The following is a 21,688-nucleotide window of genomic DNA, read 5'->3' on the forward strand; positions in this document are numbered from 1 at the left end:
CTTCAATATATGCCAAGTGTCTCTCTATTTTCTTTTGGCTGAAGTTGGCTTTCTTGCTGTTATGTGCTCGGGACTTTGTGCCGTCAATGGCGATGGTTTCTCCAGCAATTAAATCGGCATCTTTCAAAAAGGAAACAAAAAGTTTGAAGAGTTTTTTTAATCCTGCTGGATTGCATTTTCTAAAGTCGGATATACTGTGATAATTGGGACGAATATCTTCTAATAACCACTGCATTTCAATGTTTCTCAGGCATTCTTTTTCGAGTTTTCGAGAACTACGAAGGCCGTTGAGATAGCCGTACAAATAAAGCTTGAGAAAAATATTGGTTTCAAAACTAGGCCGACCTTCGCTTTTTAGTATTTGTACTTCAAAACCTAATGCCTTTAAATCAATATGCTCTACAAAAGCATCGATGAATCGGATGGGATTATCAGTAGAAATGCTAGATTCTAATGAAGAAATGGTCATTTGGTTGCGCGAAATTCCTCTGATGTGTTGCATCCTTAAAAATACGAAATTTAGTACTTTATTTCAACTGTTTTGCTATATTTGTTTGAGTAAAAACAGAGGTTTTTTCACAGACTGACGTTACCAGACATAGCCCAAAAAATGAGGGGAAATACTGAAATAAGCCGACTAAAAATTAAAATATGCAAAAAATTGATTTCATTAAAAATTTAGAAGATTTAACGTCTAAGCTTAAATCAGTAGAAATTGTTCAACAATATAAAGCAGGATTTACAAGTCCTAACGCTGAATATAGTTATAATAACATTGTACCTATATTATTTCAGTCAAAAAGTGGTTATGATAGTATTAGGTATGATTCTCGCTATGAGAAAATATTGACAACATTAGAAGCCGAGAAAATATACTCTGAGTCAATTCTTTCTGCTCTAGCAGTAACTCTAAAAAAAACATCTGCTATTAATATTATTCCTTATCCATATGCAGTTTCATTATTTAATTTTCACAACACATTAGTTCAAACTTTACAACTTTCTAAAAATCTTTTGGACACAAAAAACTTAAGTGAAGACTTAAATAAAGATATTGATGATGGAATTATAATATTTCAAATTGTTATAGAAGGAGAAGGACTTGAAACTGAAAAATACATTAAGATTTTAAGTGCTTTAAATGAACTTATTGAAATAATAAATAAAATATCAGATGAGGAAGAGAAATCTGAAATTGTCTTATTAGATAGTGGAAGTGACACTAATATTGGTGTTAAAACAGGAGTTGAAACTGCAAAATCTTTATTTTTAATTTTCAAAGAAGTCTGGGATTTTATGGCAAATTATAGGTTCTATAAACAAGCACAAAAATCAAATACACTTTTGGAAAGTTTATCAATAAGAGCCGAAATAATGAAAAAATTAGAAGACGGTGTTATTACTAAAGAAGAAGCTACAGAATATATTCATATGATTAAAACGAGAACAGATGATTTAATAGGAATGAAAGTAATGCCAAAACAGATTGTACTAGAATCTAATTTAGTAAATAATCAAAAGCTTTTATCTGAATTTGAAGGAATAAAAATGTTATCAGCTGGCGAAAACTAAAGATTAACTAAAAAAGCTACGTCTGGTAACACACGTCTCCTATGTAAAGCACGATTAAGTTATTAACAACTTTGAGATGAGGGTTATATGTTGTTTTTTATTGATTAAAATACGTCGTAATATGGCTTGTTGGTAAGGTGGGCAACTAACTTTTGTCCGCCGAAGGCTGGGACATAAAAGTTAGGCTCACTTTATCAATGATGCCACGAATTATTTCTCTCTTTTATTTCATCTACTTTCTTTTTAAATTCTTAAGGCTCCTGCTCCTATATGTGGTCTAAGTAAATAGCCACCAGCATCGGTATGATTGTAAGAATAATAAAATAGCTACCTGCTTGGCGCGTGTGGTCTCTTTATTAACGAGCCACCACGTGTGTTTTGTAGTCTATTTTTCTTGTATATTTTTGAGCTTATTAAGAAGGTGATATAGTTTCTAAAATTAAATTTTTATTTATTTGATAAGGGGTTTCTGTTTTGACGACAGAAAGAATTCTTCTGGCCATTTTATGAGCCACTTTTATAATAATATTTTTTACGTTTTTACCTTGATGTTTTCGATAATATGCTTGCATTTCGGCATCTTTTCGAATAGCAATCCAAGCTGCTTCTACTAAATAACTTCTGAGCTGAGATCGACTTCTTGGGGTAATTCCTAAACATTTCTCACTATCGCCGCTGTTGTAAATTCCAGGAACTAATCCGATAAAGGAACTAAATTGAGATTCCTTTTTAAATCTACGCAAATCTCCACATTCTGCCAAAATAACACTCGCTAAAAAACCGCCAATTCCTGGAATACTCTTTAAAAGATTATAATCTTTCTTATTATACTCTCGACAATACTTCCGCATTTGATTGGCAGTTTCGAGATACTCGGATTTAATAAATTGGTACATTCTAATTTTCCCCTGTAAAGCCATTTTACCACAAGAAGTACTAAACTCTACCCCTTCCAACCAAACTATAAAATCCTTAGTCCAATTCGAATTATCAAACTCCGAAGGGATTTTAATTCCGTGGAGCAAAAGCATACTTTTTATATGAGATTTACTTTGACGTAGTCGCTTTGTTACTTGAGTACGATGACGCGCTAAAGTGGTAAACTGTTCATGAGCTTCGCTGGGAATATAGATTCCCTTTAAGATACCTAATTTCAATTGATTCGATAAGTCTTTAGCGTCTAATGAATCTGTTTTTTGATACCGTTGCTTATCACTTGTTTTAAGATCGGCTGGATTAACTACCAAAACATTCCAACCTAAATTAAGAAAATAACGCGCTGCAGAAAATCCACAACAGCCTGCTTCATAAACCAAATCAACTTCATAATTTGGAAAAGTATTCTCAACATATCGATACAAGTCCTCACAAACAGAAGGAATCGAAAAGGTTTTGTGAAAAAACAAATCGGTTTGAATAGAAACTGTCCAACTATTTTTGTGAATGTCCAATCCAATGAATAACTTTGGTGTAGCTTGAGCGTCATGTAATTGCATAATCTTCGTTTTTAGTATTCTCAAAGTTATTCTTTTACATAGATGCTTGCGCCATTTGCGAATTTAGTGGAATTACCGTTTTTTAATCGTATTTTCGTTTAGCCGAAAATACTCGTCTTCGTAAGTCGCAAACGGCGCAAGGCGCGAGAACGTTATGCCTAATGTTAGCGCAGAGTGGAATCTAACGCAATTTTATAACCAAAAAATGTATAAAATTGTAGTATCAAAACAGCTTACAAAAGACTCAATCGAGATCATAGAATTGAGATTGAAAAACTAATCGCTTTAGGCAAGAATAATAAACAAATTACCACTACTCTATCAGTTCATCCAAGTACTATTTCTAGAGAACGAAAAAGAGTTAAAAATGAGCCTTATAACAACCTAAAAGCGGAAGTAAATTATGTTCATAATCTACTAGATAGACCATTAGGAATGTCCAAAATTAATGCCAATCCCAAACTTAAAAATTTTGTATATTCACGCTTAGAATTACATTGGTCTCCAAAGCAAATTTCTGATGCTTTAAAACAATTTTATCCATTCGATTCAACAATGCAAATTTCACACGAAAGTATTTATTATCACATCTATATTCAACCCAAAAAAGAGGTGGAAAAAATACTCATTTCACAACTTAAACAAAAAAGAAAGTACCGTGGAAATACCAGAAGAGGAGCTGATAAAAGAACCACTATTAAAGATCCCATTCGTATAGATGAAAGACCTGCTGAAGTACTTAATCGAGAAATACCAGGGCACTAGGAAGGCGACCTGGTACTAGGGAAAAACAGAGAAAGTGCCATTGGAACTCTAGTAGAAAGAACCACTCGGTTTTTAATAATTATTCACCTAAAACAGAAAGATTCCACAGCTGTTAGAAAAGCTTTTGAAAGTGAATCTAGAAAGCTTCCTACCAACTTAAAACTCTCGCTAACTTATGACAATGGAACCGAGATGGCGCAACACAAAACTTTTACTAAAAACAGCAAAGTAAAAGTCTATTTTGCGCATCCATATAGTCCTTGGGAAAGACCAACAAACGAAAATACAAATGGCCTCATTAGAGACTATTTTCCTAAAGGAACAGACTTCAATTTAGTCACAAAAAAGCAACTTAAAGAAGTACAAAATCAGCTCAATGAAAGACCAAGAAAAACACTAGAATATGATTATCCTTTAAACACAATTAGTAGATTATATATGAATCAAAATTTTATCTAAATAGCCAATAATTAAAAATAATATAGTAGCTTTATTTTTTGAATTTAGAAAGCCTAGAGACAATCAAAATTGCTTTCTGAATTGGAAAAATAAGGCAAAACTTAATCGCAAAGAAATTGCGCTAGAAACTTGAATCCGCCAAACGCGTGCGTCGTCCTAAAATAGGTTGACTAAAAATTAAACACTTTTTCAATACATAATATCAGTATTGTTACAATTAATAACAGGATTTCCAAAGGCGTAAAAAAGAAAATAATCTAATTTTACAAAAAGATTACTCCTTATGATACCAGCTACGAAACCGTTTACCAAAGTTGTCGAAATACAAAGAGCCGAAGAAAACTTTCAAAGTGTGATTTTAAAACTCTTAAATAATGTAATCACTTTTGAAGAGTTTGAAAAATCACATAAAGTGCTTTTCAATGTTTGCGACGAGTTTGGTTCTTATGCAAAAAAAAATAAAAATCCAATCACTCACGATGTAATTTTCTTTGATAAGTAATTATTAATGATAGTGTTAATAGTGGTTGCTTTTAGGTCAAACTTCGCTGAAATATTCGATATACTATTTAATTTACTGAAACGCCACTGCTCTATAATTTTTGTTCGAGTAGCATCAGAGACGATTTCTTTTAATTCTCTTGATTTTTTAACTAATTTTCTCACATCAATATAATATTACCATCATTGCAATGAAGGATGTTACAAATCCGATACCAAACCACGTCACCCTTAAAGCTCTCAAATCATATTTGTCGGGCTTTGTATTTATGAGATATTTGTCTTTTATTATTTTTTTAATCATAGTTATTTTTTAAGTGATAGCGAAAGCCATCTTTAATCTTTTGCAATAAATTAGAAAGTAAAAATAAATTTAAAGATTTTCAACAGTAATCTATTACGTTTTTAATTTTACAAATTTAGGATGTAAGCATAATTAAAATTGACTCAGAAGAATTATTTATTAGCTTAGAATACCGTGTACAATAGTTACCGGAGATCCATAAAAAACCTTAGAAATTTGTAAGAAAAATTTAGAATATTAGAAGGATTCTCATCTTACGGAGAATTGTATATCGCATGTCTGAAAATGCTTCTACGGAAAATTTATGTCCGGTGGTAATAAAATTTTTGAAAAAAAGACAATACTGAACGGATTACAAATTTTGCAAGCGCAAGCTCGAATTTAAAATTAGCCGTGAGATTAAAAACCACTGACGATATTTTAGTATTGCCTTGTGGAATTTGTCTCATCATTAGTTGTATTTATTGTCCATCGCGGCTTATATGTTGTAAATCACCTCGACCACTACTCCTTACTCCAAAAGTGCTAGTGCATCTTGATCGGTAGTACTGATTTGGGGTTTGCTGCTCGCTTTTTATTTTTCCTGTACGATTTCATAACTTATTTTATTCGTATTCAATCGCTCTATTTGGGCTTGAATATTAGTGATTTTGGTATTGTTTTTTTGAGCGTTGTTTTGTTCTAAATCAAATAAATATTCTTGGTTTTTATCTACATTATTGGAAAAGTGCCTCTCTCTTTTCTTCAGGCTGAAGTTGGCTTTCTCAGTGTAATACGCTCGGTTCTTAGCTACATCGATAGCAATTGTTAACAACCTAATAAATCGAAATCTTTCACAAAACCAACAAAGAATTTGATTAAGTTCTTGAAGACGATAGGGTTGTTTTTCTAAAATCAGAAATAGTATAGTTATTGGGGCCACTACACTCTAATAACCAATGCATTCCTATGTTTGTAAAATATTCTTTCAATAATTTACGGCTGATTCTTAAACCATTAACATAGCCATATAAATAGATTTTTAGAAATAACCGGCTATTATAAATTTGGTTCCTTTCTTTTTAACGGTTTGAACTGAAAATACAAATTCGATAAATCCAAGAAAGATCCAAACACTTCAATAGACGAGCTTGATTATCTGCACTAATAGCATCCTCTAACTTGTAATACGCGCAGCTTATTACCTAAGTTTCCTGAGATATATTACACAGATAAAAAGACGAAAAATCCTAGTTTCATTAACGCATTAACTATATTTGTTAAGACAAAAACCTACGTTTTTCAACATACTGACGTTGTTTGACCTCTTAAAAAGACCTCCATATGAAAAAAATATATTGCTTACTATCATCATCATTTTAACGATCGTACTAACATATGTGATTACACTAAAGTTTAAAATTGTAGACTTTACATTTGCGTGGATATTAAATTTTATGCTAATGTTTTGCGTTTCGATGTTTCTATAAACTTTGAAATCAAAACTTTTATCAAAATATTATTTAGAAAAAAAATGGGAAAACCGCGGAAAAATTTATGAAAATTTTGGAATAAACTTTTATCGAAGGCTGCTTTTTTTGGTCGGCTGGGAGAAACTTAACAAAAAGGCAAATCCCGTTAATGGAAACTTGGAAACTTTGATTAATTTAAAATATAAAATCAAACAATCTGAAGTAGGACATTTAATAATATTTATTGTTGTAAATTGTTTTACAATTTATGTGATTACTAAATTTACTTTTATTGAATCATTATTGTTAATCATTCTAAATGTTATCCTGAATGTTTATCCGATTTTTTTTTGCAACGATATAATCGACCAAGAATAAAAAGAGCATTAGAATTAAAGCAGTATAGAAAAAGACGATCGCACCACAGCCATTTTGAGCTAGGTATAGTTTAGTGGAAGTAACGCAAAGTCAAAAACAGTTACCAAAGCTTTTGCTACCACCATAAACAAATTACTTGAAAATATAATAAAATCAATGTCTTACGATAACGGAATGTAATTGAGTTATCATCAATGGCTCACAAATAAAATAAGTATAGACAAATATTTTGCTTATCGTTATTCTTCCTGGGAAAAAGGGAACCAACGAAAATACAAATGGATTTATCAAGCGCTTTTTCCCCAAAAGGACTAACTTTAATACAATAACTCTAAAATAACTAAAACATCCACAAGACAGACTTAATGGTAGACCCAGAAAGGTGCTTGGATACAAAACTCCTAACCAAATGATGGAGCAAGAATTTAAAAAAAAATTGTATCCGTTAAATTAATTCGAAAATAACTTTTGGCTCCTTAAAAAGCCAGAAAAATTATTCTGAAATTAACGCCAATATTCCCCAAATACTTTAGCATTGAATAGCTAATTAAGTGATGGACTTGTTGCGATAGGTCCTTGAACCCGCCTTTCGTTTTTTAGTATGCTCACAATTACGCTTTTACATAAATGCTTGCATAATTTGCAAATGTAGTGAATTACCGTTTCTTATCGTATTTTCGTTTAACAGAAATTACTCACCCTCGCCATTAATTAACTAAGTATGGCGCGAGAACAATAACGGATAATGTAACGCAGAGTTACGAATATTACACAATTTTATAGCTAAGAAATAATTTTAACTTTGAATAGTAAATTCATTTCTCAGTACGTTATTGACAAAATTTTAAATTCTATCCGCACTTTTTCCAATTGCAATACCGCAACATCGTCAACTTTCTTATCAATAAGAATTTTCGCGATAGGCGAATTAAATGCTATTTTCTTTTTTGGAATATTTGCCTCGTCGACGCCAACAATTTGATAGTTTTGAATTTTAGGGTCTGAATCAACCTTAAAACAAACTTCCGCTCCAAAACGTATTTTGTTTTTTGGCTGTTTTGAAAGATTAACTATTTTCGCTGTCGAAATTCTATCGAGTAGCAGTTTTAATTTAGCATTAAGAAAATTTACAGTGATTCGATTTTCATTTTCATCTGAAATTAAAAGATTATCGCGTTCGTGAATCATATTATCGCGTTCTAAAAGTAAGTCTTGATAACCTAACTCTGTAACATAATTGATTGTGCCCATTGGTAAATCAGCTCGTGGCGGTACTAATGGTAATTCCTCCTGATCACTTTCTTTAACAAATCCTCTACTCATCGTAATTCCCTTATCGCTCGCCGGCATATTATACCTAAAGTTAAGAATATGAATTCGATTTAAAAAAAAAGTTTTTATAATTGTACAATTTTTAGTATCGCGCTTTTCAATCTTATGAAAAATCATGCAATTGCTAAAGTTAAAAATATTTATAGTAATTGCGATTTTATCACATCGCGAGTAGTAAAAAAAAAATTCTTTACGACTGTTTAAAGGATCGATCATAACAATTAATTAAATAAGAGTAATAAAACTTTGTCAAAACAGTACGATGCCCTCAACGCGTAGCTCAAATAATTTTGCCAAATAGCAATATACTGAATTAAAAGAGCTTAAAATACAATTATAAAACCTCCAAAATAGATGCGTGGAAAGGCTTTCGAATTAAAATTATACAATCAAAATAACTTGGAACTAATACGTTAATATTTCAGAATTATGCAAATATAGTACGAAAATGTATATCACTGAACTATTGAAAGCCACCAGCTACACTAAGAAAAATATAAAAGGGTACTTCTAAAGCATTTTGATAAACAAAGTGAAATAGAAGCCATGGGAAATTAGATTTCTTATGAAAGACTAAATAATTGTGACCTATGCAGTATACCTATTCAACTGAAAATTATTCCTATCCTAGAACCTTAGGTTCATTACAACGCTAAAAATAAATTATGAAAAAATTATTTTGATAAACAAATATTGGTTTAAAAGATATCCTAATATGAAAAGAACTTACCAAATATAATCTCCGTACTAATTATTGTAATTCCGTAAATTCCAGAATTATAAGATGTTAATTTTATAAAAAAATTAAATTATAATATAAAATTTTTTCATCGTCTCTGTATATATTTGATCTTCTTTTATGTAATCAATAACACTTAATCTTATGGAAAATTCGCAGAATGGTAAGCAACGAGATCTGTCGAAAAACAAATCTGACGGAACCAATAAATTTATGACCACCGACCAAGGGGTCAAAATTAATGACGATAACAATTCTTTAAAGGCAGGAGAACGGGGACCGTCTCTTTTGGAAGATTTTATTCTTAGAGAAAAAATAACTCATTTTGATCACGAAAGAATTCCAGAAAGAGTGGTTCATGCTCGCGGTTCTGGTGCGCATGGATTCTTTGAAGTTACTAATCCGATTCCCGAACTGACAAAAGCAGGATTTTTACAAGAAAAAGGACTTAGAACGCCCATTTTCGCAAGGATATCAACTGTGGCAGGCTTTAGGGGTTCTACTGATCTTGCTCGTGATGTGCGAGGTTTTGCAGTGAAATTTTACACACAAGAAGGAATTTATGACTTGGTCGGCAATAATATGCCTGTATTTTTCATTCAGGATGCGACAAAATTTCCGGACCTTGTACATGCAGTTAAGCCAGAACCGGATACTGAAATACCACAAGCATCATCAGCCCATGATACTTTCTGGGATTTTATTTCATTAATGCCAGAGTCTATGCACATGGTCATGTGGATAATGTCCGATCGCGCTATTCCTCGTAGCTTACGAATGATGGAAGGCTTTGGAGTCCACACCTTTAGATTAATAAATGAAGCGAATGAATCCGTATTTGCAAAATTCCATTGGAAACCAAAATTAGGTACTCATGGAGTAACATGGGACGAAGCACAAAAAATCTCAGGTAAGAATTCAGATTTTCACCGTCAAGATTTATGGGAAGCAATTGAAATGGGAAATTTCCCAGAGTGGGAATTAGGCGTTCAAATTATTCCAATAGAAGACGAAAATAAATATGAGTTTGATCTTCTTGATCCTACTAAACTAATTCCTGAAGAAATTATTCCTGTAACTATAGTTGGTAGAATGGTACTTAACAAAAATCCTGACAACTTTTTTGCAGAAACCGAGCAAATTGCTTTTCACCCGGGACATGTCGTACCTGGTATAGATTTTTCCAACGACCCCTTACTACAGGGCCGATTATTCTCATATACGGATACACAATTATCAAGACTGGGAAGTCCTAACTTCCATGAAATACCAATTAATCGAAGTATTGCCCCTGTTCATAATAACCAACGTGACGGCCATATGCGTCAAGAAATTAATACAGGTCGAGTAAGTTACCATCCAAATTCTCTTGGTGGTGGATGCCCCTATCAAGCAATGATAAGTGAAGGCGGTTTTTCAAGCTTTGACGAACGCGTCGAAGCTCATAAAATAAGAGGTAGAAGCGAAAGTTTTAACGACCACTTCGGACAAGCTAAATTGTTTTTTAATAGCCAAACAGACACAGAAAAAAGTCATATTGTAAAAGCATTGCGCTTTGAACTTGGAAAAGTAGAAACTACAGCTATACGCGTAAGAATGCTTGGTCTTTTATCACAGGTAGATAGACAACTTGCTGAACAAGTTGCTATTGGCATCGGTGCAACAGTGCCACCCATACTAGAAAAACCACTGAATCACGGCGTGTCTCCTGAAAATGAAAATGGTAAACAGGAATCTACCACGAATGAACAGTCAGTAAAATCTTCAGACGCATTAACTATGGTAAAAAATCCAACCAATTCGTCAACAATATCTTCTCGAAAAGTGGCTATTTTATGCGCTGAAGGAGTTTCTGCCGCTTGCGTTAACAATATGAAAATTGCGCTGATAAAAGAGGATGCTAAAGGATTTGTTGTTGCACCCCATCTAGGTACTTTGATAACAGACGAAAATGAAGCTATTCCTGTTGATTTTAGTTTCTTAACAACATCATCGGTTTTGTTTGACGCAGTGTATATTCCAGACGGATTAAATTTGAGTGCTTTAACAGAAAATGAAGATGTCAGTGAGTTTTTAAATGATGCCTATAGACATTGTAAAGTAATTGCTGCTGACGGCCAAGGATCCCAAGTAGTAAACGCAGCTCCTTTTGCATCTAAAATGAATAATCAAGACGGCGGAATTATTTTAACAACTGAAAAAGCGTCTGCGGAATTTGTACAAGAATTTATTGCAGCTATGGGAAAACACCGTTTTTGGGAAAGAGAAGTAAATTTGTATAATAATTAAATTGAAATAACATGAAAAATTCAGACCAACCGAAGGAAAATAAACTGCAAGATGAAAATGAAAATGGCTCGTTTATAGTCCCGCCTAGTAACGGTGCTGCCGCAGAATTGAGGGATTTATTTATTGACAGCTTAAAAGATATTTACTGGGCCGAGAAAGCTTTAGTTGGTGCGCTACCGAAAATGGCGACCAATGCTACGGCTCCAAGCCTGGCATCGGCAATAAAAGACCACATTGCTATTACTAAAAATCAACTTACTCGACTTGAAAAAATTTTTGAATTACTCGGAGAAAAAGCAGTAGGTAAAAAATGCGAAGCGATGGCAGGTTTATTAAAGGAAGGGGACAGCATATTAGAAGAAACTATGCCCGGAGCTGTTCGCGATGCTGGCATCATTGCTGCCTCTCAAAAAATCGAACACTACGAGATTGCCACCTATAGAACGTTAGTTGCATATGCTAAAACGTTGGGTGAAAATGATGCTGCAAAGTTACTTTCTCAGACGTTAGCTGAAGAGAAAGAGTCAGATTGTATCTTAAGTGATGTCGCACTCAATGCCATCAATATTATGGCCTCTATATAGAAATTAATTCATAACAAGATTTAGTTTTTACTATGAAAATGATCTGCACTTCGTGCAGATCATTTTTATTTAAAAAAAAGTACAGTACAAAAAAACGCAAATTACGTATGCGTTGTTTAAATAGAGAACTTTGTAATTTCCTAAATTCTAAGTAAATTCAGTATTTGTGCTTTTATTCACTAGTTTCTTTTTGACTAACATCAACTGATTTTGACTGTGAAGAGTCTTTTTGTGGCAGGAAGATCGATAAAATTACAATAGCAAAAGCTGATAAAAACTCACTTGGCCAGTTTTATAGTGATTCAAACCAAAATCGTGAGCTGGTTATATATTCTATAAATTGAACGATCGGAAGTCCATTAAGGGTGTTCATCGTGTTTTCGTTTTTCCTGCTCCCGTAAAAATGAAGTACAAAAGACAGTACAACCAAAAGCAACAAAATCAACGTTAAAGAGTTTTTATAGAGCATCAACAAAAGACCTGCCGTTTTAACAGGTCAAGGTGCATCAGATTTTGCGTTGAGGGTTTATGATCCACTTCTTCAAATCCACCAAAACCTTTTGATTCTGAAGAACCGTTTTGTTGTAGGAAAATTGTCAGCCATACCAATATGGCCATTTGGCGAAATTCACTTTCCCAGTTTTCAAAATTAGCTTGAAGAAAATGACCACTGCTTAAATACTGGCACAGAGAAAGAATAGAGCCAGTTGGTTTACGGAGTTCCATATTGTACTCTTGTAGTCCAAAATAAAGCTGTTCCAAAAAAGAAATTAGAAATAGCAAAAGAAATACATTCTATAAACTGTTTCATTCGAAATTTTTTTCATCAGATATTACACTATAAGATTGGATAAATTACTAATAGCAAATAAAAAGGTTTTTTAACGTACTTATTAAATAATTCTATATCACTTTATTTATAGCAAAATACAGTAATTATATAAATTTAGTATTTATTTTTGTAATATTTAACTGAATTATACAATTACTTTTGGCTTTAAAATCTACTTAATTTTAAGAACTTAATTTTAATCGTTTTTTTATAATACCTAAAATACCATGCTAAAAAGTAAACAAGAAAAAGGTTTGATGGAAACTTTTCGAACAGAAAAAAACAAACAATCGGTTAAGTATGATCTCATTGTTTTTTGTCATTTAAGATGGCAATTTGTTTATCAACGCCCACAGCACATTATAAGTCGGCTAGCAAAAACGATGAAGGTTCTTTTCATTGAAGAGCCCATTAGCTATAGTGATGAAGAAGAAAACCTAGGGAACTTACTGATTATTACAGAATCACTTCATGTTTTGCAACCTAAAGTAAGAAACATTGAAGAAATTGAAAAGGTTATACCTAATTATGTAAAAAACCAAAACGTGTCTATTGGCTGGTTTTATTCTGCGTCATTTACTCCTTTACTTAATTCCTTGAATTTTGGTATTGTAATATATGATTGCATGGATGAGCTCTCTCTATTTAAAGACGCTTCGCATGAACTATTAAATCAAGAAAAAAAATTGATGGCGGTAGCGGATATTGTTTTTACAGGAGGAAAATCACTTTATGATGCTAAAAAAGAATATCATTCTAATGTCTATTGCTTTCCTAGCTCGGTTGATGAGCCTCATTTTGCCCAAGCCTTAAAAGATATCGAACTTCCCTCGGACATTGCAGACATTCAAACGCCTGTGGCTGGTTATATTGGAGTAATTGACGAGCGCTTAGATCTTTCATTATTACACGATACGGCAAAATTACTTCCAGAAGTTTCGTTTATTATGGTTGGTCCGCTAGCTAAAATATCGGAAGATGATTTGCCAAAGCTTAAAAATATTATTTATTTAGGAATGCGTTCTTATGAACAACTGCCAGCTTATTTAAAAGCTTTTGACGTTGCGATAATGCCATTCGCTTTAAATGCTTCCACCAAATACATCAGCCCAACAAAAACCCTTGAATATATAGCTGCGGGCGCTCCGATCATTTCTACCAAAATAAAAGACGTTGTTAGCGATTATAGCTCTTGTGTTACCCTTGTAGAAACTTCCGAGGAATTCGTGCATGCAATTGCCACTGTACTTAATCTCACTGATCCAACAGCATTACAAATGGAATACCAAGAAATTCTTAAAAAAACTTCGTGGGATGCTACAGTTAACAGAATGCAGTCCATCATTGAAACCTATGCCGTATGAAGCAAATAGACATTTTAATTATCGGCGCTGGTATCTCAGGAGCCGTTCTAGCAGAGCGATATGCCGCTATAGGTAAAAAAGTTTTAATCCTTGAAAAACGAAATCATATTGCAGGAAATTGCTATGATTATGTGGACGACAATGGAATATTAGTTTCAAAGTATGGTGCTCACTTATTTCATACAAATGACGAGTCAGTGTGGACTTATGTAAATAAATTTTCAAACTGGTACCCATGGCAGCATAAGGTGATTGCTAAAGTAGGAGATAAAAGGGTACCCATACCAGTTAATATAACTACTGTAAATGAGTTGTTTGGAACAACAATAAGCTCCGAGCAAGAAATGACAAAGTGGTTAGAAGAAAATCGTACGCCATTTGAAAACCCTACGAACGGCGAGGAGGCGGTACTCAATCGCGTGGGACCTATTCTTTATGAAAAAATGTTCAAGCATTACACTAAGAAACAGTGGGACAAATACCCCGCTGAATTAGATGCATCTGTTTTAAATAGAATTCCCGTTCGTCACAGTTTTGACGATCGTTATTTCTCTGATGTTTATCAAGCGTTACCCGAAGGAGGCTACACACAGCTATTTGAAAATATATTAAGTAATCCTAATATTGAAACTAAATTACAAACGGATTTTTTTGATGTAAAGAAAGAATACACCGGTTACCAAAAATTGTTCTATACTGGACCAGTCGATCACTTTTTTAATTTTAAACACAGCTTAACCGAAAAACTAGAATATCGTTCGATTAATTTTGTAATTGAGACAGTCAATTCGGAGTTTTTTCAGGAGAACTCGGTGGTCAACTATCCCGGTACTGATGTTGATTTTACAAGAATAATAGAGTACAAGCATTTTGGAAATCAGAAATCAGATAAAACGACAGTTGTTAGAGAGTTTACGGTAGACGAAGGCGAGCCTTATTATCCAGTTCCAAATCCTAAAAACCAGGAAATTTACGATAAATACAAAGTAGAAGCTGAAAAGCTAATTGATATTCATTTTGTGGGTCGACTAGCGAATTATAAATATTTCAATATGGACCAAGCCTTCAAAAATGCGTTGGATCTTTTCTATAAGTTAGAAGAACAGGATAAAATTCAAACAGTACGATAAATGGAAATATTCAGAACTTTTTTGATGGGTGGTTATGAATGTGCAGATCACATCAACCGTTCTGGTGAAAGAATTAATCTCTTAAAACAGACGCAACATCATATTAGGATCGAGGAAGACTACCAAGCTCTTCGTTCGATTGGGATACAAACAGTTAGAGAAGGTATCTGTTGGAGCGCTGTAGAAATTGCTCCAGGAATTTTTGATTTCTCGGAAGTCTACAATCGCATGCAGGCCGCAGAAAAATATGGAATACAGCAAATTTGGGATCTTATTCATTTCGGTTATCCGGATGGTCTTTACCCCACTCATCCTTTATTCTGTGATCGATTTACTGCCTTATGCTTTGCATTTGCTACATTTTATAAGACTCATGGAAAACAAAAATTATTCGTCGTACCGATAAATGAGATTAGCTTTTTGTCCTGGCACTCTGGCGACGTTAGAGGCACTGTACCCTTCGCAGTCAATAGCGGTTGGGACATTAAATACCATCTTTGCAAAGCAGCAATTGTGGGGATTCAAAAGTTAAAGGAGGTGGATCCAAATTGTGTTATTGTTTTGGTTGAGCCCCTTGTAAAAATACATGCCGATCAAACTGAAGATCCCGTTAATATATTTAATCTCAATGAACATCAGTTTCAAGCTATGGACATTATAGCGGGACGAATGTGTGCTGAACTTGGTGGTTCGGAAGCTTACCTGGAAATATTAGGATTTAATTATTATTGGAACTGCCAATGGAAAGCGAATGGTGAGCCATTAGACTGGCCAGATCCGTTGCAAAGTAGAACACCGCTCGCCACTCTATTGCAATGTGCCTATGAGCGCTATAATAAACCAATTTTTCTATCAGAAACGGGACATTTTGGTACGGGGCGTGTCCCGTGGATCAAAGAGGTCATAGAAGAATGTATAACGGCTATAAAAAATGGTGTGGAATTGAATGGTATTTGCATATATCCCGTAACGGACAGGCCAGATTGGGACAATTTAAAAAGCTATAGTAATTGCGGGCTATGGGATTTAGATAATAACGGCGAGCGAATTCCTCATAAACAATATATAAATGCTGTTGATAAGGCACAATCCGCGTTTCAACAGGATAATAAAATATTGAATTTTGTTAGAAACTTATTTAAATAAAAAACTGAAAAGTTAGATGAACTGAAAATTGTCAAAAAAGAATGCGGAAATTCATTTATCGAATTGGTTTTGCTTCATGGTAGTTCTTTTTTAGAATTGGAGGGAGTACATATCGGCTACAATTACGTTCTCTTAGTAATATAGTTTTATTATCCACAAAAGATTAACTACTAATCGCGTTGAAATACAGCCCTCCAGGAAATAAATGAAGTGAAGTGAAATTCATGGACTTGTCGAATCATCAGTACTGCATTAAGGTGATGTGCAAACTATTTTTATTTTGATGATCTTACAGAATCTGCTTTCATAGAACTACCTCTTTGTAGACTTCCAGCTGTTCCTGAACCTGTAGTTCCTTCTCCTACTGCACCAGTGGTACCAGGATTAATAACTTTTGTAGTGTCGGAACTAGGGCCTACTGTATCGACTGTTAATATTGAATCATTTTGATTCCCATAAACTTCTGTTTCGTTAGTCGTACTTTTTTTGCAAGAAAATGAAAGTACCGTTAAAAATGAAAGTGCAATGATTTTGTATCCCGATAAAATTTTCATAATTTATTGTTTTAAATTGATATTTAGATAGCACTGCAGGACACAAGCATAAAGTACCTTTGATATTATACTATATATTATAAATGATCCGCAGTCTGCATCAAGAAATTTACATACTGTAAATTTAATGAATTAGTATATAACTTGTTAGGATTTTTTAATTTTAAGGACGATAAGAAGGGAAGATAACAAAAAGAAAATATTGCAAAATCGATATTTAAATTTTTCTAGACAATATTTAAGCTGACCAATAGCTGCATTATAATGTAGGTTTAAATATAGATTGTATTACTTTTAACCAATAAGTGAGAAAATATGGTCGGTAACTTACAATATGTCACTCTACATTAGAAATTATTTGAATGCGATTCAAAATATACAACTACTCCCGATCTACTACTTTCGGAAAATTGAACGTAATTGAAGAAGATAACTTTTGCTTTACATGAAAGAGTACCTTAGCAAAAATAATCTATAAATATTTTAAGATGAATAAAAATGGAGCAATCGTTGTTGTAGAAGACGATATAGATGACCAAGAAATGTTTAAAGATGTATTTTCAGAGCTTAATTATAAAAATGAAATTATCTTCTGCAGTGACGGTCAGCAAGCCTTAAACTATTTGACAGCAACAGCTGCAGAACCCTTTATTGTTTTTTCAGACATCAACATGCCAAATTTAAATGGAATAGAATTAAGAAAACAAATTCATGAGAACGAGAATATAAGAATAAAGACTATTCCATATTTATTTTTTACCACAAGTGCAGAACATGACGCGGTCGTTGAGGCCTATTCAAAATCAATTCAAGGATTTTTTATAAAACCTTCAAGTTACAATGATTTAAAAGACGTACTGAAAACCATCATTGAATATTGGCAAAAATGTGAATCTCCGATTTATGTTAAATAGTAAACTTAATAAAGACAGATTTGTATAACACTAAATGAATAAGTAAATATTGGGTACTGAAAGTCTCTCTTAATTTTTATTTAGAAATATATGAGGAATTCTCAACATGACGAAATGATTCTCCTGTAAATCTTGCAGATGTAAATTATGCAAAATCTCTTAATTTTTATATAAGTCAATTTGCAGGTAATTGGCGAAATTTAGAAGTGCTATTTTTTAAATTTAAATTAAGAATTATGAATACAGCTGCAAAGGGAATTATCGATAGTAATAGAACTTCTGGCATAAATCAATCATTTTGGACTCAATCCACTCAACCTATAATTTCTGAAAAATTGAATCGTAATATTGAGACCGATATTTTAATTATCGGAGGTGGTATTTCGGGAATAACAACTGCGTATAGTTTGTTAAAAGCGGGCAGGAAAGTAACGCTGGTTGAGGACGGATATATTGGAAGTGGCGAAACTGGTAGAACTACAGCACATCTTACTTGCGCCTTAGACCAACGGTATTTTGAGCTTGAAAAATTATTCGGAAAAGAAAAAGCAAGTCTTGTTGCTAATAGCCATCTGGAAGCGATTCAGTTTATAGAAAATACACTAAAATTAGAAAATATAGATTGCAATTTTAAAAGAGTTCCTGGCTATTTATTTCTTAGTGGAAATGATTCTAAAGAAACACTTACTAAGGAATATGAAGCAACAAAAATTGCGGGGCTTCTAACAGAAATGTTGGAGCAAGTTCCAGATTTACAGGCGGAAGAAGGAAAATGGTGTATTAAATTTCCTGAACAAGGCCAAATACATATAATGAAGTATTTGAAAGGTCTTACAGATGCAATAATTGCTATGGGCGGCTCTATTTTTACTGAAACAAGAGTTGAAGACGTATCCAATTATGGAGCTAAAGCCAATGGTTTTGATATCACAGCGAACCATATTGTAGTGGCTACCAATACACCTATAAACGACATGGTGGTCATGCACACCAAGCAATATGCATATCGAACCTATGTTGTTGCAGCCAAAATTCCCAAGGGCTCTCTACCTTACGCCCTGTGGTGGGACACTGGTGATCAAGAGTCAAAATGGGTAGGAGCTCCTTATCATTATGCAAGGCTAGAAGAATTTGATGAACAATATGATCTTTTAATTTTAGGCGGTGAAGATCACAAAGTGGGTCAAGCGGAGTCCGAATGTATTTTGGAAGAAGAAAGGTATAAGAAACTTATAGACTGGAGTAAGAAACGTTTTCCTGCTATGATGGACATTATTTATAAATGGTCAGGTCAAGTTGTGGAACCAGTAGACTCTTTGCCCTACATAGGAAAAAATCCAGGAAATGATAACATTTATATTATAACGGGACATTCTGGTAACGGAATTACCAACGGCACACTAGGAGGTATTATTATTACTGATATTATTTTAGGAAATGAGAATGCAAAAATTGATTTATTCAGTCCGTCAAGAATAACTTTAAAAGCTGCAAAAGAGTATCTGCAAGAGGTGGGTAACATGGTTTTTCAATACGGCGACTGGATCACTAAAGAGGATGTCGAAAATATCGAGCAATTACTTCCTGGGCAAGGAGGCATAGTTTCCACGGGCATTAAAAAAATTGCAGCCTATCGAGATGAAATGAATAATTTTCATACCTGTTCAGCAGTTTGCCCTCATTTAGGTGCAATCTTACATTGGAATGCTGAAGAAAAATCATTTGACTGTCCAGCGCACGGATCTCGGTTTACTGCCGAAGGTATTGTTATTAATGGCCCGGCCAATTGTAACTTAAAAAAAGTTGAATTAAAAAGTAAAATTAAGGATGTTGGAATTTCTCCCAACAGTTCTACGATAATAGATGAAATCTTACCAGTAGAACCTAAAATTCAACCACTGTAAGCATCTTGATGTGGGAATTTTTAACGAGGTTAAGTACAAAATTTTATTTTGAATTCTTATACACGTGAACTCTCACATATGTGCAACTGTACCTTACAACTTTTAAATTTTCGCTTCTTGTTTAATGGTCAGTTTGGCTCACCCAAATGCGCGCTTGGCTATACAAGTCTTTATTAAAACCTTTAAACTCCTGTGGCATTATTGCTATAAATGCGCTAGTAAAGGCCATAATACTTGAAGAATCGGTTACAATTGCTAACCGATTCCATCTTCCTATGTTTTTTAGATCTAATAGCAAAGCTTCAAAACTCGGATGAAGAGTAAAATTTGGAATATCTGCGTCCAACTCCAATAAAAAATTTATCTCCCCTTGATCCAGTACCAATTTTTGAAGCGCCGGAATTACGATACATCGTAAATCTTGTATTGTAACGCCAGCACGTACTGCAAAGGCGGCGACGTTTTCTGGAACATCTATTAAATGTTTAATCATGATATTAGGTATTTACATCTTTACTAATTGACTTTCAAATTATGTCCAAGGATCTAAAACAACTTTCACACAAGCGTCAATTCGTTTCTTGAAAATATCATAAGCGTGTGAAACTTCTGAAAGAGGTAATCGGTGAGTAATGATATCATCTAATTCTACTTTGCCTTCAATTACATATTCCAAAAGTTTATCAATGTGTTTCTGAACGGGTGCTTGTCCTCCTTTGATCGTTAATCCTTTATCAAAAAACTGTCCTATTGGAAAATTATCATACAAGTACGGATATACACCAAGTACGGATACAGTACCTCCGCGACGCACGGCGCTCATGCATGCTTCTAATACCTTGACAGAACCTTTTTCAAAATTTATCACTGCTTTAGCCCGATCCAAAATACTTCTATCAGGTTCAAATCCGACCGCGTCAATGCAAACGTCTGCTCCTCTTCCATTGGTCATTGCTCTTATTTTTTCAACAACATCCTTTGCATCAGTTTCCCATAAAACAATTTCGCTTCCCGTTGTCAATTTGCCTTTTTCTAATCTATATGCTAGAGTATCTACTAAAATCACCAATTCAGCTCCTCTCAAATACGCGCTTTTTGCCGCCATAAGACCCACAGGCCCAGCTCCAAATATAGCTACGGTTTCGCCACCTTTGATGTTTGCCCAATCTACTGCAGAATAACCAGTGGGAAAAATGTCAGTCAAAAAGAGTAGTTGTTCATCAGATAAGTGCTCCGGAACTACACGCGGACTTACATTGGCATACGGTACACGGACATATTGTGCTTGACCGCCATCTATACCCCCATAAAGATCGGTATAGCCAAACATTGCTCCTCCCTTCTCGGTCAAAACTCCACCCTCAGGACCATAATGATCTGGATTACTATTTTCGCAGTGCCCCGGTAATTCGTGGTTACAAAAAAAGCAAGTGCCACACGATATTGGAAAAGGTACAATAATACGATCACCTACTTTTAAATGGTTGATCCCAGTACCCACCTCCTCTATAATGCCCATAAATTCGTGACCCAGCACCATAGGTCGGGGCTGAGGAATTCCGCCAGAATAAATGTGAAGATCCGAACCGCAAATGGCTGTTGAAGTTACCTTAATAATAATGTCATCCTGCTTCTTTAATGTAGGATCTTCTACCGTATCATATTGTATTGATCCTGGTCCATGTATAACTGCTGCTTTCATACTATAAGTGTTTTATTATTTGCTAATGTAAAAGTGTTTAATAATTCCAATAACTTATTATATGATTTTTGAATAAGTTTTTAAGATTACAATGCACTGTATATTAGGCTATAAAGGATTAAGTAGATCAGTTGTGGAAATTCTGCTATTCGAAATAATTCAAACTTCGATCTGCAAAAAAGAAGATTATTAAAATTCCATAACCGAAATAATGCTCATAAAGCTGGGCAATTTTGAAATTTACATCTACTTACGTTTAAATACCAGCGAAA

The 21,688-nt window shown here is 33.8% G+C and carries 21 protein-coding genes and 2 pseudogenes; 13 read left to right on the forward strand and 10 right to left on the reverse strand.

The window, feature by feature from the left end; translation table 11 throughout:
- Positions 1-502 (reverse strand): transposase (locus AP058_RS00905; protein ID WP_197413359.1); only part of this gene is annotated, 502 nt, incomplete at its 3' end.
- Between the two features lie 149 nt (positions 503-651).
- Between AP058_RS00905 and AP058_RS00910 the strand changes: the two genes are divergently transcribed.
- On the forward strand, positions 652-1,572 hold the full coding sequence (locus AP058_RS00910; protein ID WP_066305745.1) for a hypothetical protein: 921 nt from the start codon (positions 652-654) through the stop codon (positions 1,570-1,572).
- A 413-nt stretch (positions 1,573-1,985) separates the two neighbouring features.
- On the opposite strand, the gene AP058_RS00915 is transcribed toward AP058_RS00910, so the two are convergent.
- Positions 1,986-3,068: an IS110 family transposase gene (locus AP058_RS00915; protein ID WP_066305750.1), complete on the reverse strand. Its 1,083-nt coding sequence runs from the start codon at positions 3,066-3,068 to the stop codon at positions 1,986-1,988.
- Between the two features lie 222 nt (positions 3,069-3,290).
- On the opposite strand from AP058_RS00915, the pseudogene AP058_RS17280 reads away from it, so the two are divergent.
- The 4 genes and pseudogenes from AP058_RS17280 to AP058_RS00925 all read left to right on the forward strand — a co-directional run.
- Positions 3,291-3,416 (forward strand): annotated as a pseudogene (locus AP058_RS17280) (helix-turn-helix domain-containing protein); the annotation flags it as partial.
- 87 nt (positions 3,417-3,503) lie between these two features.
- The gene (locus AP058_RS17040) at positions 3,504-3,833 is read left to right on the forward strand and encodes a hypothetical protein (protein ID WP_231739456.1); all 330 of its coding nucleotides are present in this window, start codon (positions 3,504-3,506) and stop codon (positions 3,831-3,833) included.
- A 9-nt stretch (positions 3,834-3,842) separates the two neighbouring features.
- A complete protein-coding gene (locus tag AP058_RS16955; protein WP_197413362.1) occupies positions 3,843-4,292 on the forward strand; it encodes an IS30 family transposase in 450 nt (149 codons plus the stop codon).
- A 283-nt stretch (positions 4,293-4,575) separates the two neighbouring features.
- Positions 4,576-4,794, forward strand: a complete 219-nt coding sequence (locus tag AP058_RS00925; protein ID WP_066305752.1) for a hypothetical protein — start codon at positions 4,576-4,578, stop codon at positions 4,792-4,794.
- A gap of 877 nt (positions 4,795-5,671) precedes the next feature.
- Here AP058_RS00925 and AP058_RS00930 read toward each other — a convergent pair.
- Together AP058_RS00930 and AP058_RS17285 are read right to left on the reverse strand one after the other, a co-directional pair.
- A complete protein-coding gene (locus AP058_RS00930) occupies positions 5,672-5,911 on the reverse strand; it encodes a hypothetical protein (RefSeq protein WP_082706530.1) in 240 nt (79 codons plus the stop codon).
- Between the two features lie 43 nt (positions 5,912-5,954).
- Complete coding sequence (locus AP058_RS17285; protein WP_082706531.1) at positions 5,955-6,143, reverse strand: transposase; 189 nt, start codon at positions 6,141-6,143, stop codon at positions 5,955-5,957.
- A gap of 426 nt (positions 6,144-6,569) precedes the next feature.
- On the opposite strand from AP058_RS17285, the gene AP058_RS17290 reads away from it, so the two are divergent.
- The gene (locus tag AP058_RS17290; protein ID WP_369815121.1) at positions 6,570-6,926 is read left to right on the forward strand and encodes a hypothetical protein; all 357 of its coding nucleotides are present in this window, start codon (positions 6,570-6,572) and stop codon (positions 6,924-6,926) included.
- Between the two features lie 822 nt (positions 6,927-7,748).
- On the opposite strand, the gene AP058_RS00940 is transcribed toward AP058_RS17290, so the two are convergent.
- Positions 7,749-8,276 carry a GreA/GreB family elongation factor gene (locus AP058_RS00940; RefSeq protein ID WP_231739458.1) on the reverse strand — a complete coding sequence of 176 codons (528 nt, stop codon included), beginning with the start codon at positions 8,274-8,276 and terminating at the stop codon, positions 7,749-7,751.
- Between the two features lie 865 nt (positions 8,277-9,141).
- Here AP058_RS00940 and AP058_RS00945 point away from each other — a divergent pair.
- Positions 9,142-11,286 (forward strand): catalase, encoded by a 2,145-nt coding sequence (locus AP058_RS00945; RefSeq protein WP_066305756.1) that lies wholly within the window; start codon positions 9,142-9,144, stop codon positions 11,284-11,286.
- An 11-nt stretch (positions 11,287-11,297) separates the two neighbouring features.
- Positions 11,298-11,870 (forward strand): ferritin-like domain-containing protein, encoded by a 573-nt coding sequence (locus AP058_RS00950; protein WP_066305758.1) that lies wholly within the window; start codon positions 11,298-11,300, stop codon positions 11,868-11,870.
- Positions 11,871-12,042: 172 nt separating this feature from the next.
- On the opposite strand, the pseudogene AP058_RS17295 reads toward AP058_RS00950, so the two are convergent.
- Positions 12,043-12,339: pseudogene (locus tag AP058_RS17295) on the reverse strand (DUF6766 family protein).
- A complete protein-coding gene (locus tag AP058_RS17045) occupies positions 12,339-12,653 on the reverse strand; it encodes a DUF6766 family protein (RefSeq protein WP_369815122.1) in 315 nt (104 codons plus the stop codon). The pseudogene AP058_RS17295 and the gene AP058_RS17045 overlap by 1 nt, the downstream one beginning before the upstream one ends.
- A gap of 432 nt (positions 12,654-13,085) precedes the next feature.
- Between AP058_RS17045 and AP058_RS00960 the strand changes: the two genes are divergently transcribed.
- The 3 genes from AP058_RS00960 to AP058_RS00970 are packed head-to-tail and all read left to right on the forward strand — an operon-like array spanning position 13,086 to position 16,342.
- The gene (locus tag AP058_RS00960) at positions 13,086-14,066 is read left to right on the forward strand and encodes a glycosyltransferase (protein ID WP_231739460.1); all 981 of its coding nucleotides are present in this window, start codon (positions 13,086-13,088) and stop codon (positions 14,064-14,066) included.
- Positions 14,063-15,196, forward strand: coding sequence for a UDP-galactopyranose mutase (gene glf / locus AP058_RS00965; protein ID WP_066305760.1), 1,134 nt, complete (start codon positions 14,063-14,065; stop codon positions 15,194-15,196). The genes AP058_RS00960 and glf overlap by 4 nt, the downstream gene beginning before the upstream one ends.
- A complete protein-coding gene (locus AP058_RS00970) occupies positions 15,197-16,342 on the forward strand; it encodes a hypothetical protein (RefSeq protein WP_066305762.1) in 1,146 nt (381 codons plus the stop codon). It begins immediately after the preceding gene.
- 275 nt (positions 16,343-16,617) lie between these two features.
- Here the strand turns inward: AP058_RS00970 and AP058_RS00975 are convergent, their stop codons facing one another.
- The gene (locus AP058_RS00975) at positions 16,618-16,896 is read right to left on the reverse strand and encodes a hypothetical protein (RefSeq protein WP_066305765.1); all 279 of its coding nucleotides are present in this window, start codon (positions 16,894-16,896) and stop codon (positions 16,618-16,620) included.
- 488 nt (positions 16,897-17,384) lie between these two features.
- Between AP058_RS00975 and AP058_RS00980 the strand changes: the two genes are divergently transcribed.
- On the forward strand, positions 17,385-17,810 hold the full coding sequence (locus AP058_RS00980) for a response regulator (RefSeq protein WP_066305767.1): 426 nt from the start codon (positions 17,385-17,387) through the stop codon (positions 17,808-17,810).
- A 236-nt stretch (positions 17,811-18,046) separates the two neighbouring features.
- Complete coding sequence (locus AP058_RS00985) at positions 18,047-19,714, forward strand: FAD-dependent oxidoreductase (protein WP_066305771.1); 1,668 nt, start codon at positions 18,047-18,049, stop codon at positions 19,712-19,714.
- Between the two features lie 121 nt (positions 19,715-19,835).
- Here AP058_RS00985 and AP058_RS00990 read toward each other — a convergent pair whose 3' ends face one another.
- Complete coding sequence (locus AP058_RS00990) at positions 19,836-20,207, reverse strand: STAS/SEC14 domain-containing protein (protein ID WP_066305773.1); 372 nt, start codon at positions 20,205-20,207, stop codon at positions 19,836-19,838.
- A gap of 39 nt (positions 20,208-20,246) precedes the next feature.
- The gene (locus AP058_RS00995) at positions 20,247-21,416 is read right to left on the reverse strand and encodes a zinc-dependent alcohol dehydrogenase (protein ID WP_066305776.1); all 1,170 of its coding nucleotides are present in this window, start codon (positions 21,414-21,416) and stop codon (positions 20,247-20,249) included.
- Between the last annotated feature and the right edge of the window lie 272 nt (positions 21,417-21,688).

This window comes from Flavobacterium sp. TAB 87 (assembly GCF_001529295.1).
In the GTDB taxonomy this organism is placed as follows: Bacteria; Bacteroidota; Bacteroidia; order Flavobacteriales; family Flavobacteriaceae; genus Flavobacterium.

Bases quoted from the DNA above. Each gene is read 5' to 3' on its own strand.
- AP058_RS00985 (WP_066305771.1), top strand. From the start codon at position 18,047: ATGAATACAGCTGCAAAGGGAATTATCGATAGTAATAGAACTTCTGGC.
- AP058_RS00990 (WP_066305773.1), bottom strand. From the start codon at position 20,207: ATGATTAAACATTTAATAGATGTTCCAGAAAACGTCGCCGCCTTTGCA.
- glf (WP_066305760.1), top strand. From the start codon at position 14,063: ATGAAGCAAATAGACATTTTAATTATCGGCGCTGGTATCTCAGGAGCC.
- AP058_RS00915 (WP_066305750.1), bottom strand. From the start codon at position 3,068: ATGCAATTACATGACGCTCAAGCTACACCAAAGTTATTCATTGGATTG.
- AP058_RS00950 (WP_066305758.1), top strand. From the start codon at position 11,298: ATGAAAAATTCAGACCAACCGAAGGAAAATAAACTGCAAGATGAAAAT.
- AP058_RS00925 (WP_066305752.1), top strand. From the start codon at position 4,576: ATGATACCAGCTACGAAACCGTTTACCAAAGTTGTCGAAATACAAAGA.
- AP058_RS17040 (WP_231739456.1), top strand. From the start codon at position 3,504: ATGTCCAAAATTAATGCCAATCCCAAACTTAAAAATTTTGTATATTCA.
- AP058_RS00970 (WP_066305762.1), top strand. From the start codon at position 15,197: ATGGAAATATTCAGAACTTTTTTGATGGGTGGTTATGAATGTGCAGAT.
- AP058_RS00995 (WP_066305776.1), bottom strand. From the start codon at position 21,416: ATGAAAGCAGCAGTTATACATGGACCAGGATCAATACAATATGATACG.
- AP058_RS00980 (WP_066305767.1), top strand. From the start codon at position 17,385: ATGAATAAAAATGGAGCAATCGTTGTTGTAGAAGACGATATAGATGAC.
- AP058_RS00945 (WP_066305756.1), top strand. From the start codon at position 9,142: ATGGAAAATTCGCAGAATGGTAAGCAACGAGATCTGTCGAAAAACAAA.
- AP058_RS00960 (WP_231739460.1), top strand. From the start codon at position 13,086: ATGAAGGTTCTTTTCATTGAAGAGCCCATTAGCTATAGTGATGAAGAA.
- AP058_RS00975 (WP_066305765.1), bottom strand. From the start codon at position 16,896: ATGAAAATTTTATCGGGATACAAAATCATTGCACTTTCATTTTTAACG.
- AP058_RS00910 (WP_066305745.1), top strand. From the start codon at position 652: ATGCAAAAAATTGATTTCATTAAAAATTTAGAAGATTTAACGTCTAAG.
- AP058_RS00940 (WP_231739458.1), bottom strand. From the start codon at position 8,276: ATGCCGGCGAGCGATAAGGGAATTACGATGAGTAGAGGATTTGTTAAA.